Annotated in this window: 13 protein-coding genes and 1 pseudogene; 8 read left to right on the forward strand and 6 right to left on the reverse strand. The window is 57.8% G+C overall.

Going from position 1 to position 12,512, the window contains the following annotated elements:
- Positions 1–30: 30 nt before the first annotated feature.
- Complete coding sequence (locus F3I44_RS17165) at positions 31–885, reverse strand: aldo/keto reductase family oxidoreductase (RefSeq protein ID WP_150014360.1); 855 nt, start codon at positions 883–885, stop codon at positions 31–33.
- Between the two features lie 95 nt (positions 886–980).
- Between F3I44_RS17165 and F3I44_RS17170 the strand changes: the two genes are divergently transcribed.
- Positions 981–1,910 (forward strand): LysR family transcriptional regulator, encoded by a 930-nt coding sequence (locus tag F3I44_RS17170; RefSeq protein ID WP_150014362.1) that lies wholly within the window; start codon positions 981–983, stop codon positions 1,908–1,910.
- Here the strand turns inward: F3I44_RS17170 and F3I44_RS17175 are convergent.
- Positions 1,894–6,411 carry an ATP-dependent helicase gene (locus F3I44_RS17175; RefSeq protein ID WP_190285971.1) on the reverse strand — a complete coding sequence of 1,506 codons (4,518 nt, stop codon included), beginning with the start codon at positions 6,409–6,411 and terminating at the stop codon, positions 1,894–1,896. The genes F3I44_RS17170 and F3I44_RS17175 overlap by 17 nt on opposite strands.
- A 106-nt stretch (positions 6,412–6,517) precedes the next feature.
- Positions 6,518–7,711 carry an MFS transporter gene (locus F3I44_RS17180; RefSeq protein ID WP_150014364.1) on the reverse strand — a complete coding sequence of 398 codons (1,194 nt, stop codon included), beginning with the start codon at positions 7,709–7,711 and terminating at the stop codon, positions 6,518–6,520.
- Between the two features lie 152 nt (positions 7,712–7,863).
- Between F3I44_RS17180 and F3I44_RS17185 the strand changes: the two genes are divergently transcribed.
- Positions 7,864–8,136 (forward strand): antitoxin, encoded by a 273-nt coding sequence (locus F3I44_RS17185; RefSeq protein ID WP_150019494.1) that lies wholly within the window; start codon positions 7,864–7,866, stop codon positions 8,134–8,136.
- On the forward strand, positions 8,136–8,501 hold the full coding sequence (locus F3I44_RS17190; protein WP_150014366.1) for a type II toxin-antitoxin system PemK/MazF family toxin: 366 nt from the start codon (positions 8,136–8,138) through the stop codon (positions 8,499–8,501). The genes F3I44_RS17185 and F3I44_RS17190 overlap by 1 nt, the downstream gene beginning before the upstream one ends.
- 158 nt (positions 8,502–8,659) lie before the next feature.
- Here F3I44_RS17190 and F3I44_RS17195 read toward each other — a convergent pair whose 3' ends face one another.
- Positions 8,660–9,277 (reverse strand): pyridoxamine 5'-phosphate oxidase family protein, encoded by a 618-nt coding sequence (locus tag F3I44_RS17195; RefSeq protein WP_150014368.1) that lies wholly within the window; start codon positions 9,275–9,277, stop codon positions 8,660–8,662.
- Between the two features lie 271 nt (positions 9,278–9,548).
- On the opposite strand from F3I44_RS17195, the gene F3I44_RS17200 reads away from it, so the two are divergent.
- The 5 genes from F3I44_RS17200 to F3I44_RS17215 all read left to right on the forward strand — a co-directional run bounded on the left by F3I44_RS17200 (position 9,549) and on the right by F3I44_RS17215 (position 11,739).
- The gene (locus tag F3I44_RS17200; protein ID WP_061060638.1) at positions 9,549–10,097 is read left to right on the forward strand and encodes a GNAT family N-acetyltransferase; all 549 of its coding nucleotides are present in this window, start codon (positions 9,549–9,551) and stop codon (positions 10,095–10,097) included.
- A 136-nt stretch (positions 10,098–10,233) separates the two neighbouring features.
- Positions 10,234–10,365, forward strand: coding sequence for a hypothetical protein (locus F3I44_RS24130; protein WP_255467310.1), 132 nt, complete (start codon positions 10,234–10,236; stop codon positions 10,363–10,365).
- A 127-nt stretch (positions 10,366–10,492) separates the two neighbouring features.
- Positions 10,493–11,038, forward strand: a complete 546-nt coding sequence (locus F3I44_RS17205) for a TetR/AcrR family transcriptional regulator (protein ID WP_150014370.1) — start codon at positions 10,493–10,495, stop codon at positions 11,036–11,038.
- Between the two features lie 75 nt (positions 11,039–11,113).
- The gene (locus F3I44_RS17210) at positions 11,114–11,215 is read left to right on the forward strand and encodes a tautomerase family protein (RefSeq protein ID WP_223811692.1); all 102 of its coding nucleotides are present in this window, start codon (positions 11,114–11,116) and stop codon (positions 11,213–11,215) included.
- Positions 11,212–11,739 (forward strand): DUF4865 family protein, encoded by a 528-nt coding sequence (locus F3I44_RS17215; RefSeq protein ID WP_150014372.1) that lies wholly within the window; start codon positions 11,212–11,214, stop codon positions 11,737–11,739. Before F3I44_RS17210 ends, F3I44_RS17215 begins: the two co-directional genes overlap by 4 nt.
- Before the next feature lie 25 nt (positions 11,740–11,764).
- Here F3I44_RS17215 and F3I44_RS17220 read toward each other — a convergent pair whose 3' ends face one another.
- Together F3I44_RS17220 and F3I44_RS17225 are read right to left on the reverse strand one after the other, a co-directional pair.
- On the reverse strand, positions 11,765–12,142 hold the full coding sequence (locus F3I44_RS17220) for a RidA family protein (protein ID WP_150014374.1): 378 nt from the start codon (positions 12,140–12,142) through the stop codon (positions 11,765–11,767).
- A gap of 49 nt (positions 12,143–12,191) precedes the next feature.
- Positions 12,192–12,490: pseudogene (locus F3I44_RS17225) on the reverse strand (hypothetical protein).
- Positions 12,491–12,512 lie beyond the last annotated feature (22 nt).

The following is a 12,512-nucleotide window of genomic DNA, read 5'->3' on the forward strand; positions in this document are numbered from 1 at the left end:
CAACCAGGCCCGCATGATGCGGGCCTGGGTTTATATCGTGTTCAGCTTTTCCATTACCTCATCCGACAGGTGCAGGCTGCCACTGGCCAGATTCTCTTTGAGGTGTTCCGGTGAGGACGTACCGGGAATCAACAGAATATTGGGCGAGCGCCTTAGCAGCCAGGCCAGCGCGACCTGCATCGGCGTCGCATTCAGGGACGCAGCAACCTCATTGAGCCGATCCGACTGTAATGGGGAGAAGCCGCCGAGCGGGAAAAACGGCACGTAAGCGATGCCCTGCTGCGCCAGCTGATCCACCAGTTCATCATCCTGTCGATGTGCCAGGTTATACATATTCTGCACGCAGACAATGGGCGTTATCGCCTGGGCTTCAGCGATCTGTGTGGCGGTCACATTGCTCAGGCCAATATGCCGTATCAGTCCGCGCGCCTGTAATGTCAGCAGCGCCTCCAGCTGGGGAGCCAGAGAGCCCTCTTTGGGCTTCGCCGGATGCAGCATACTGCGCAGGTTCACCACTTCAATCACGTCCAGCCCCAGATTGCGCAGGTTATCTTCCACCGCCTGGGTCAGCGCTTCAGGTTCCATCGCCGCCAGCCAGCCGCCTTTTGCATCGCGGCGGGCACCCACCTTGGTCACAATTGTCAGATCCTGTGGATACGGATGGAGCGCCTTTTTGATTAACTGATTGGTTTCGTGTGGGCCATAAAAGTCGCTGGTGTCGATATGATTGACGCCCGACGCGATGGCGTCGCGCAAAACCTGCATTGCCCGGGCTTCATCTTTTACCGGCCCGAACACGCCTGGCCCGGCCAGCTGCATTGCGCCGTAGCCGAGACGGTTAACTTCACGATCGCCTAACGGATAAGTCATGGTGATATCTGACATGAAAACCTCCTGCGTGAATGTAGATTAATTGTAACGGTGATTCAGCTGTGCAACTATCCGGAGAAATCAGGACAGACTGTACGGGGTGATGCACAATGGCGATTGATATGGCGCTGCTGGATGCTGTTGTGGCAGTGGCGAAAGCGGGAGGATTCCGGGAAGCCGCGCGTATTACAGGCAGCAACGCGTCACGCCTGAGCGATGCGGTGCGGCGGGCAGAACAGCAACTGGGTATCCGACTGTTTCACCGGACGACACGCACGGTAGTATTAACTGAAGCGGGCAGGGCACTGATGGAACGTCTGTTGCCTGCTATGAATGAAGTTAATGCTGCGCTGGATGCGGTGAATCGCTATCGCAACACGCCAGGCGGCACGCTGCGGCTGAATGTCCCGGTCAGTGCCACCCGGCTGGTATTGCCCGGGCTGGTGCCGGAATTTCTGCGACGTTATCCTGATATCCAGCTGGAAATCGTGGCGGAGAGCAGCGTGCAGGATGTCTTTCGTGACGGCTGCGACGCCGGAATTCGGTATGACGAGCGGCTGGAGCAGGATATGGTGGCGATGCCCATTGGCCCCCGGCAGCAGCGGTTCGCGCTGGCCGCGTCTCCTGCTTATCTTGCGGAATATGGCCGACCCGATCACCCGCGCGATCTGATCCATCATCGCTGTCTGCGTGGCCGTTATGCCAGCGGCATCATGGCTGACTGGACATTCAGCTGCGACGGAGAAGAGATAAGCATTGAAACCCGCGGGCCGCTGGTGGTGACCGTCGGCGGGGCAATGGATCTGGCTGTAGAGGCCGCGATTGCCGGAAGCGGGGTGATCTATCTGTTTGATGAGTGGCTCAGACCGGCCCTGGACAGCGGCCAGCTGGAACCGCTGCTGCAACCCTGGTGGCTGACCTTTTCCGGCCCGTGGCTTTACTACAACGATCGCCGTCTGATTCCGGCTCCGCTTCAGGCGTTTATCGATTTTGTGCGCGAAACAAACGCGCGCGAAAAACCTGTCAGCTATACCAGCTGAATCCCTGCGGCACCCGTGAAAAACCGGCGTGTCGCAACGCATTAAGCAGCGGTGACTGCGACACCGCTTCACCATCTACCGTCTCCAGCGTAAAGCTCGCGGGCTTTTCACGTTTCAGCGCCACGCCCAGCGCCGCGACTGCGGTTTCAAGTTGTGCGAGGTCGTTGCTGAACGTCAGCAACTCTTTGCCTCCTGGCGTCAGAAAGAGCATCAGCATGCCGCCTGCAATCACGACCCGCGCGCCCTGACGACGCGTCGGGCGTATGCCGCTGGCATGAACCGGCCAGCTCAGCATCGCGCCAAACGGATTCGCGGGATCGAGTGCAGCCAGCGTCACCGCTTCAGTGACATCGGTCGGCGCTTCGGCCAGCGCCCGCAGCTGCTCAATGGTCTGATAGTCAGCAAACTGGGCACCGCCGGACCCGGCAACAATCTGCCCGCGCAGCAGTCGCCCGGCATCTTCCATACTGCGCAGTACGGGCTGTAACGCCGGAAATCCACCGGGGATCTGCTCTGAAACTGCACTGCCTCGCGTGATCACTCCATAACGGTCGAGCAGATTTTCTGCCAGCGAAAGAGCCAGTCGTGCAGGCGCAATCTCCTGCCGGTTAATCTTCGACCAGCGCCCGGCCAGCGTGTTGACCGCTGGACGGCGTGCGGGCAATGCGCCAGGCGTAAAGCGCTGTCCAAAGCGGGTGCGCAGAGTGCGTGCCGGACGTGAACGGGTCACGCCTGGCGTGGTCAGCAGCCCACGTACCGCAATCCAGCTATCCGCAGTGACATAGCCCTGCCACACCAGTTGCCACAGGGAATCATAGACGTCGCTGGGTTGTGTCTCCGGTGCGCCCATCTGCACCATAATCTCATGAACAAACCACGCGCCACCGCGGCTCAGTGCTTCAAGTATCGCCTGCTGGATCGGCGTAAGAGGGGGTGTGGCCTCAGCCTCCGGCAGCGTCTCAGCGGCGAATTCTGAGAGATGAAGCGAGATCAGACCATCATTCTGTCCCAGCGCTTTATGTCCGCACCAGATCACCTCGCCACTGACTAACAGTTCATCGAGCATTGCAGGCTGATAGTCGGCAATCCTGGCGCGCAGGATTTGTGACTCCCACAGCGAGGCGGGTAACGGCACGCCCGCCAGTTGCTCTATCACCCGCAGCAGCCCGCTGACACCCTGATGCGCGCGGTTAAGCAGGCCGTGCCGCGTCAGCAGCAGGCTGACCCAGGCGGCGGGTGAAACCGGCCGGGTTGCTTCGCGTGCTGCTTGCAGTGAACGTAAGCGCAAGCGTTTGAAGATCTCTGAGGAAACCCACTCCGTTTCCGTTGTGCCCGCTGCCGCACCTGTGTTCAGCAGGCTGCCCTGTTGATAAAGGTGTAGCAGCACGGCATTCACTATGGCCACGCCCAGTCCCAAATGAGTTGCCAGCTGTCGGGCGGTGAACAGCGTATTGGTGCGGGCGTAGCGGTTTACCAGATCGCGTAATGGATCGGTCTGCGGCTCGAGAAATGTGTCGGGCAGATCGTCAGGCAGCTCAGTGCCCAGCGCATCGCGCAGGCGAGCCGCATCTTCAATCACTGCCCAGCGAGCCTCACCAGCGACCGTCACCGGGATCACGCGCCGGGCAGCAGCAAACTGCGACACGGCTTCTGCGATTTGCTGGTCATTGCCACTGAACCGCGCCGAAATACCGGCAACGGAGAGCGGACCGAGATCGCGCAGCAGATCGATAATGCCTTCGGCGTGCTGTGCCTGATAGCGGGAATCAATGCGCTGCAGTTCCTGTCCGACCTGCTCAACCACGTCAGGTGCCAGCAAATCACGCTTGCTGGTCTGGCCGAGCAGTTCACCCAGAAGATTGCTGTCGAGCGCCAGCAGTGAGGCACGTCGTTCGGCCTGTGGGGCATCGCTGGCGTAGATAAATTCTGCGACATAGCCAAACAGCAGTGGGGCGGCAAAAGGAGAGGGCTGTTCAGTCGTCACCTCGACCATCTTTACGTTTCCCTGTGCCAGTTGTTCCATCAGCTGGTGCAGAGCAGGCAGATCGTAGACATCCTGCAGGCATTCGCGTGCGGTTTCGATCAGGATAGGGAAATCATCATACTGGCGGGCGACGGCCAGCAACTGACCGGCGCGCAGCCGCTGCTGCCAGAGTGGTGAGCGCTTACCCGGATTGCGCCCCGGCAGCAGCAGTGCGCGAGAGGCACACTCCCGGAAGCGGGCGGCGAACAGTGCCGATTGCCCGACACTCTGCGTGACGTCCTGAGTGAGCTGGTCTGCGTCAAACATAAACAGGTCAGCGCCGGGCAGATGCCCTTCGCTGGCGGGAAAGCGGGCTACGATGCCGTCATCGCTGGCTGCAACGGAAGCATCAAGACCCATGCGGTGCTGGATCCGGGCAGAAATCGCCAGCGCCCAGGGCGCATTGACCCGTTTGCCCCACGGCGAGTGCAGGATCACCCGCCAGTCACCAGTTTCGTCCCGGCAGCGTTCAATCAGCAACGTGCGATCGTCGGGCAGGACGCCGGTCGCGACACGTTGTTCAGCCAGTAAAGCCAGCAGATTTGTCACGGCATGGGCATTCAGCCCCAGCGCGTGCAGCTGTTGTTGCGCATCATCCGGTGAAGCACTGTTCAGTTTACGCAGAAACATCCCGAGGCTGGCACCTGAATCGGCAGAACGGCCAATGCCCTCACCGCGCCAGAAGGGCAGACGAGCGGGACGGCCTGGCGCGGGAACAACCAGCACCTGATCGTGCGTGATCTGTTGAATGCGCCACGACGTTGCACCCAGAGTAATAATGTCGTTGACCCGCGACTCATAGACCATCTCTTCATCCAGCTCGCCGACCCGACGAGAGCCCGCCTGCTCTTCACCTTCGGGCAGGATGACGCTGAACATGCCGCGATCGGGAATGGTGCCACCGCTGGTTACGGCCAGATTCTGAGCGCCAGGTCGCGCCGTCAGCACTCCGCTCTGGCGATCCCATACCAGCTGTGGCCGCAACTGAGCAAATGCATCTGACGGAAACTTACCCGCCAGCATATCAAGCGTGGCGTTAAACAGCCGACGTGAGAGAGTGCGGAATGGATCGGCCCGGCAGACCTGTGCATACCAGTCATCAGCCTGCAGAGGATCCATTGCCACAGCCGCCAGCGTCTGCTGCGCCAGAATATCGAGCGGGTTACGGGGCGGAGCCAGCGCATCGAGATGACCCGCCCGCATCGACTGTAATATCACGGCCGAATCCAGCAGATCGCGCCGGGTGCGGGGATACAGGATGCCGGTGGAGATGCCGCCAACCTGATGTCCGGCGCGACCTACACGCTGCAGGGCGCTGGCGACTGACAGCGGAGCGCCCACCTGGATCACCAGATCCACCGGCCCCATATCAATGCCCAGTTCCAGACTGGAGGTCGCCACCACGCAGCGCAGCCTGCCCTGCTTCAGGGCAGCTTCGATCTCACCGCGCTGTTCTTTCGAGACGGAACCGTGGTGGGAACGGGCAATCAGATCGCCGGCGCGCTCTTCATCCTGATTTTCAGCAGGGATCTGCTGCGCAAGATATCGCGCATTGAGCCGCGCCGTCAGCTTTTCTGCCAGACCACGCGAATTCACAAAGACCAGAGTAGCGCGATGGGCCATTACCTGCTGCAGAATGCGCGCTTCGATATGTGGCCAGATCGATCCGCTTGCAGTGCTCGCTTCACCGGTCAGGTCATCGGCGCTGGCGATATCGGTCATATCCTCAACCGGCACGTCGATCGTCAGGTGCAGCGTGCGATCGGCGGCCGGATTTACCACCTGAACCGGCTGACAGCCGCCGAGAAAGGCCGCTACCCGTTCAACCGGTCGCACCGTTGCAGAAAGCCCGATGCGCTGGGCGGGCTGTGGCAGTAGCGCATCCAGCCGCTCCAGGCTCAGCGCCAGCTGGGAGCCGCGCTTTGAACCCGCCACCGCATGCACCTCATCAACAATAACCGTGGTGATGCTCTGCAGCGTGGTACGTGCTTTGGAGGTCAGCATCAGAAACAGCGATTCGGGTGTGGTGATCAGGATATCGGGCGGGCGACGTAACAACCTGGCGCGCTCCGCGCTGGGGGTATCACCGGATCGCATCCCGATATTCAGAGTGATTTCTGGCTCATTCAGCGCCTGCCGTTCGGCGTAGACGCCTGCCAGCGGCAGATTCAGGTTGCGCTGCACGTCGGCTGCCAGCGCTTTGACCGGTGAAATATAGAGAATACGGGTGGTGGATTCGCGTGTGGGAGCAGGCTGGTCGGTTCTGACCTGAAACAGTGTATCGATGGCGGTAAGAAAGGCCGCCAGCGTTTTTCCGGAACCGGTAGGCGCAATCACCAGCGCATGCTCTCCGCTGGCAATCGCCTGCCAGGCCGCCTTTTGCACCGGCGTCGGCGCAGCAAAGGCGGCAGAAAACCAGCGTCGGGTGGCGGATGAAAACCGGGCTAAGACCGTATCAGATTGGGATTTCGACATCATACTCACGGCATCACGCAGTGACTGCACCAGGAATTAATCCGTTGAGTGTAAGTGAAAATCGCCGTTTGTGGATGACGCGGCCGATCTCTGGCTGCGTCAGTGACGTTTAAGAGCAGGCCGCGCCAGCTAACGCGCGACCTCTGACCGCCAGGAGTGACACCAGCGCCAGCACAATAAGGGTCATGCCATAGAACCAGGCGGTCTGGGTCAGCCCGATATGGGGGGCGGCAATACCGGCCGCAATCGCGGGCAGCGCAAAGGCGAGATAGCTTTTGATCAAAAAGGCGGAGAACAACCCGGCGCGCTCATGACTCTCCGCTAACGGCATGATGATCTTCAGCACGCTGGAGAAAATCGATCCAAACCCCTGACCCGCAATGGCGGTGCCGAGATAGAGCAGGGCCACGCTGTGCAGGGAAAGGCCTGTCAGTGTGACGCTGACACCCGCCATAAGCATCAGCGTACCAATAACCAACGCCCGCGCGGGCGGCAACGGACGAAAGAGTAAAACGGCTGCCGTTGCACTTAGCATCAGCGTTGCCACAATCGAGCCGCCGATAAATGGCGACGTCAGGCCGGTTGCATTTGCCACCATCGTGGGCATCAGTGACAGATAAAATCCGCCAAGCATCCATGTTGAGATGTTCACTGGTGTTACCTTCAGCAGCGGGCCCAGTGCGCGTCGTGGAATGCTGACCTGAGGCCGCAACGCGGCCAGTACCCCAGGCTGAGGCGCAATTGTTTCAGGTATCAGGGGCAGAAGCGCCATCGCGACTATCATCAGCACCATCAGCAGCGCGTAAATCGTGACCGTAGGAAACGGGGCAAAGCTGACCAGAATGCCACCTGTCAGCGTGCCGAGCGTCATCCCGAGAAACGCGGTGAACGAATTCAGCAGGGGTCCACGCGTTTTACTGGCGTCAATCAGGCTGGCACCGAAGGTCGGCAGTGCAATACCCGTAGCAAAGCCCTGTACCAGTCGGGCAGCAATCAAGGTCGGAGCCGAACTGGCCACCATAAAGATCACCAGCGCGACCGCGTTAATCGCCAGGGCCAGCAGCATCAGCGGACGTCGGCCAGTATAATCTGACACTTTACCCACCGTCAGCAGCGCGGCCAGCAAGGCGAAAGCATAGGCACCAAAGATCAGTGTCAGCATGGTCGGCGTCAGATGAAACAGGCTGCGATAAAGGGGGTAGAGCGGCGTGGGCGCGCTGCTGGTGGCTGAGATCAGCGCCGCACCGGTAAAGCTAAAAAGCGTGGTGCGGGTAGCCGCCTGCGGTGTCAGGGTGGGGTTCATGGGAGTCACCTTAATGCAAAGGATTAGCTTTTAATAAGGTATACGGTGATTCTGAGCTTAATGCAATATCTTTGCTTTAACGTTTATTGCGGTGTGACTTAGTGTCACCTTATGCGAATCTATGTGTTACTAAGTTACACACCGGAGGACTCATGGCATTAACAAAACTTTGTCAGCAGGGCGGAGCTGTCGTGCTGACTATTCCCAGTGAGATTGCTGCCAGAGCAGGCTGGACCGTGGGCATTGAGCTGGACGTGACCGCTGAGGGAGAATCCGTGAACATTGTGCCGGTTACGCGTGTACCACGCGGTCGCCGGACAGTTGCTCAGTTGCTGGCCGGTATTGATCAGCTGGAAATCCAGAGTTATAACGACGAGGCCGTCGACGGACTGAATGACGCGCCGCAGGTCAGGGAGCATATCTGATGGTTTCAGGGAGGGTGCCGCAGAAGGGCGAAATCTGGCACGTTAATGGTGATCCGGTTGAAGGGCGTAAGTTTAAAGGGCCGAATTATTATCTTGTTATCTCTCAGCGCGAGTTAGTTGCTGCTCTGGGGACGGCAATTTGTGTGCCGGTGACAAGCGGCGGCGTCGCGTCGCGCTCACAGGGAGTGACTGTGTTTCTGGACGGTAACAGCACAGATACCGGTAAGGTGACCGGCGTGGCGCTGTGCTATCAGGTGCGTTCGCTTGACCTGACAGCGCGCAAGGCAAGCTATGCTGCCAGGGTAGAGCCACATGTTATGTATGAAATATTGTCTCTGGTTGTAGACCTTATCGACCCGCGATAAATAAAAGCTGGCTGCCAGTTATAATTTGCAAGTTAATTAATTCCGGGAAGGCCTGACACTCTCGCAAGACTCCGACCGCAGGTGCATGATCATCTGCGGCCCGAAAGTATAAGCACTTTCCTCCTCATTACGCTGCCTTAAGTGCGACTCGCAGGAGCTTAGTAAAGCGAGTTCTTTAATCGCTCTGGCAGCGCTTTGTCGTAGGCATCGCCATCGATTTCCGCAATCTGTTTCAGAATCGAGCCGGTGCTGGGCAGCGACTGCCGCGCAATCTGCGTTTCAGCATCCCATAACCCGGAGCGGATAATTGCCCGGCTGCACTGAAAGAAAACGCTCTCAACACTGATGCGCAGCATCGTTTTTGGCAGCTGATTATTGACAGCGAAGCGTTCAAGCAGTGCCGGGTCGGTGCTGATCGCCGCCGTACCGTTCACGCGTAGCGTCTCACCAATGCCGGGGATGAGAAAAAGCAGCGCAACCCGATTGTCATTTAAAATATTACGCAGGCTGTCGATGCGATTATTGCCGCGTCTGTCAGGCAAGAGCAGGGTTTTATCATCTTCGATTTCGATAAATCCGGCCGGATCGCCGCGCGGTGAAACATCCAGTCCCTCCGGTCCCGATGTTGCCAGCGCCACAAAAGGCGAGGCGGCTATAAACGGACGATAGGCGGGATGAATATGATCGGTCACCTTAGCCACAGAAGGCCGGGCGACAGTGCCATAAAGACGTTCAAGTTCGGTCAGTTCTGTCACTATGCTGCTCTGTTCAGCCATGTTTGCACTTTCCTTTCATTGATCAGATCCTCAGGACACCGACAATAAGACGCCACAGATCCGACGCGCAGGTTTAAGCAGGACTCTAACACTAATCGCTGCAGAGTCAGAGCCACTGCACAAGCCTTTGTGATCACTCTTCACTATGATCCGTGAATCCCGGCTAAACAGAAAGGGATTACCATGCCTGACCTGTAAACCCAGGTGTTGGTATCAGCACAACCTGCTGATATAAAGGATTAACCTCATCAGTACCCATAAGGAGCAAAGGATGGTTTGGGAATCAGAGCGGTTGCTCTACAGATTTACCCTTCGTGAGGATCTTGACGACCTGTTCAGAATTTATGGCGACCCGGAAACGCATAAATTCAACCCGCGAGGCCCGTGGCCTGACAGGGAATATGCTGTTCAGGCAATGGAGCGCATACAGGATAGCTACCGGGATCAGGGGTTCGGCGACTGGACAATATTCGAGAAAGCCCATCCGGAAAAAATCATCGGCTTTGGTGGCGTCTTCAGAAGTCAGTTTGACGGCCGTCAGACCAATAATCTCGGCTACCGTTTTGAGCCAGATGCCTGGGGAAAAGGCTATGCCACTGAGCTTTCACGCAGGGCTATTCGCTACGGATTTGAGGAGGCCGGACTCAGCGTGATCACGGGCGTGGTGCGTGAAAACCACCTGGCTTCGCGCCGGGTGCTGGAAAAAGCAGGCCTGACGTTCTTGAAAAAGGTTAACGATCTCGAAGGGCTGCCTCCCAGCCTGATGTATGCCTTGAGCCGGCGGGAATGGCTTGACGCTGGCAACGCGCTTAACGTCTGAATTTCCTCTAAGCGAGTCGGGCGCAGCGTTGTCTGCGTCCTCTTACTGCCTTAAACCGCTGAGAAACCCTCTCTTATCCCGCGATTACTTCCCTGCTCACTGGATTACCTTAACCGCCTTACTCAGGGGAGGATTTATGGATATTCGTACGATTTTTATTTCAGCGGTAATGGCAGTCAGTTTGTTGTGGATAGGCGCATCAGACAACCGTTCGTCTCATTTCAGCGGAGAGCCAGTCAAAGCAGGCCTGAGTAAACTTCAGCCCTGATTGCCACTCGCCCGATCGCACACTATAGCGCCTGCTCAGCCAGAGATGCGGTACACTGCCGCTATCTGTTAACGCAACATCGTTGCGTTAACCAAAACGTTGACGCGGATAAAAGCAGGAGAACGAGATGGCGAGGGAGATGATTCGTCAGGGCGGGCGCAGCGCCCGTATTCAGGCGGAAGTGCATGACACCGTTAACCGGCTACTGGAAACGCGTGATCGTTCCGCCATTACCGTACCGATGATCGCCGAACAGGCAGGCGTAACGCCCTCCACGATTTATCGACGCTGGGGCGATCTGGCCCAGTTGCTGGCGGATGTGGCCGTGGCGCGGATGCGACCGATTGCCGATCCGGAAGATACCGGCTCGATGATTGGCGATCTTACCGCGTTCCTTCAGCAGTATGCTGAAGAGATGTCCTCGAAAGTGGGTCGTGAACTGCTGGCCGATGTGATTGGCAGTCATGCTGAAGCGGCCAGCCATAAATGCTGTGTATTCACTTATCAGCATCTTGAAACCCTGAACAACCGGGCCATCGCGCGCGGGGAAGCGGGTTTTGACGTTGATCGCCTCGTCGATGTCGCTGTCGCGCCCGTGATGTTCCACATCCTGTTTGGCGATCGCGACGTTTCAGCGGAATACTGTTCGTTACTGATTCAGCAGGCATTTTAACTCAGCGCTGAACGTAGGGCAGGGCGGCTTCAGTGATCAGGTGCTGCAACAGCCTGCGCGGCGCTTCAGACAGAGATGGCAATCGATCCTGATGATGTGATGATCATCATTCAGTTTAACAGCAGCGAAGAGTGGAGCTTTAGCGGCGGCCAGATGCTGGCACAGGCGGCGTTATGATTATCATGCATTATCGCTTTACGCTGCCTGCGGACTACGACATGGGCATCATTGAACAGCGCATCATGCAGAACGGTGCCCGGCTGGATGGCTTTCCGGGGCTGGTGGCAAAAGCGTATCTTTACGCCTGCCGTGAGGATGGGGGAATCAATGAACATCGCTATGCACCGCTCTATTTCTGGCGGGATGCGAGTGGCATGCAGCGTTTCCTGCAAAGCCCGGGTTTTGCGGCGCTGGTGAGGGATTTTGGCTGGCCGATCATCGAAAGCTGGCTGGCGTTTGAGGAACAGACTCCCATCACTGATCTGGCTGAAGCCCGTTTTATGACGCTGCACCGCTGGACGATTCCTCCGCATGCGAACCTTGCAGCACTGCCGATGGCAACAGGCTTAAGCGCCTGGGATGTAACCCGCTGGCAGGGATTAACGATTAACGCATCACAGCAGCGACCGGCGTCCGGTCCGGAAGTCTATCGCATCGGTTATCTGGCGCGAGGCGCTGCCGCTTCAGATCTGCGGCTGTAGCAGCGGTTTTGATGCGGATTGCCCCTCAGAGGGCAAATATAGCCTCAATCTCAATGCGCAGGTCAGTGGAGAACAGTCCGCTGACCTGCACCAGCGAGCTGGCGGGCAGATGTTCGCCATAATTGCGATAGAGCACGTCCCGCAGCGCGGCGATTTCTGTGAACGAGGTGATGAATATTGTGACTTTGAGCAGCGCGGCAAGCGACGTATTTTCAGCAGCAGCAACGTCTCTGAGTTGTTCAAAGATGGCTTCAGCCTGTTCAGCCATATTACCCTGCTGAGCGGCCGTGCCGAAGGCGGTCAGGCCGGAGACGTACAGCGTCTCACCCTGTTTCACTGCATGGACATAAGGCGCGTTGACTTCGCCCAGTTGCGGATAATTTTTGCGTTCTGGCAGGGTCATATTTTCTCCTTCATCATGTGAATCATCAGACATTTCTCCCCGCCACCACTTAGCGTTTCAGCAGTTGCTGGCAGACCATATTATCCTGCGTGGCGCGCTGCTGTTCATCATTCGTCAGTTGCTCCCAGCGGCCAATCACGCTGCGTCCCAGCCGCGGTTTATAGGCTATTTTCTGCAGCGCATAGTCAGAATTACCGCCTTCAATAACATTTCGCATCTGCTGGTCGAATGGCTGCTGACCGTGATGATCAATCGCGCAGAACACCGCGACGTAATACGCTTTGTCTTCCTCACTGTCGTGCGGGATTAAAAGCCAGCCAGGGCGAGGATAAGCAGCAGCGGAAGAATATATTTTAGCCATTTATAACAC

Source organism: Pantoea sp. F_5, from assembly GCF_008631595.1.
GTDB classification, from domain to species: Bacteria; Pseudomonadota; Gammaproteobacteria; order Enterobacterales; family Enterobacteriaceae; genus Pantoea; species Pantoea gossypiicola.

What these genes read in the sequence shown, in the direction of transcription:
- F3I44_RS17205 (WP_150014370.1), top strand. Translation starts at nt 10,493, where the DNA reads ATGGCGAGGGAGATGATTCGTCAGGGCGGGCGCAGCGCCCGTATTCAG.
- F3I44_RS17210 (WP_223811692.1), top strand. Translation starts at nt 11,114, where the DNA reads ATGGCAATCGATCCTGATGATGTGATGATCATCATTCAGTTTAACAGC.
- F3I44_RS17195 (WP_150014368.1), bottom strand. Translation starts at nt 9,277, where the DNA reads ATGGCTGAACAGAGCAGCATAGTGACAGAACTGACCGAACTTGAACGT.
- F3I44_RS17180 (WP_150014364.1), bottom strand. Translation starts at nt 7,711, where the DNA reads ATGAACCCCACCCTGACACCGCAGGCGGCTACCCGCACCACGCTTTTT.
- F3I44_RS17170 (WP_150014362.1), top strand. Translation starts at nt 981, where the DNA reads ATGGCGATTGATATGGCGCTGCTGGATGCTGTTGTGGCAGTGGCGAAA.
- F3I44_RS17215 (WP_150014372.1), top strand. Translation starts at nt 11,212, where the DNA reads ATGATTATCATGCATTATCGCTTTACGCTGCCTGCGGACTACGACATG.
- F3I44_RS17190 (WP_150014366.1), top strand. Translation starts at nt 8,136, where the DNA reads ATGGTTTCAGGGAGGGTGCCGCAGAAGGGCGAAATCTGGCACGTTAAT.
- F3I44_RS17220 (WP_150014374.1), bottom strand. Translation starts at nt 12,142, where the DNA reads ATGACCCTGCCAGAACGCAAAAATTATCCGCAACTGGGCGAAGTCAAC.
- F3I44_RS17165 (WP_150014360.1), bottom strand. Translation starts at nt 885, where the DNA reads ATGTCAGATATCACCATGACTTATCCGTTAGGCGATCGTGAAGTTAAC.
- F3I44_RS17175 (WP_190285971.1), bottom strand. Translation starts at nt 6,411, where the DNA reads ATGATGTCGAAATCCCAATCTGATACGGTCTTAGCCCGGTTTTCATCC.
- F3I44_RS24130 (WP_255467310.1), top strand. Translation starts at nt 10,234, where the DNA reads ATGGATATTCGTACGATTTTTATTTCAGCGGTAATGGCAGTCAGTTTG.
- F3I44_RS17185 (WP_150019494.1), top strand. Translation starts at nt 7,864, where the DNA reads ATGGCATTAACAAAACTTTGTCAGCAGGGCGGAGCTGTCGTGCTGACT.
- F3I44_RS17200 (WP_061060638.1), top strand. Translation starts at nt 9,549, where the DNA reads ATGGTTTGGGAATCAGAGCGGTTGCTCTACAGATTTACCCTTCGTGAG.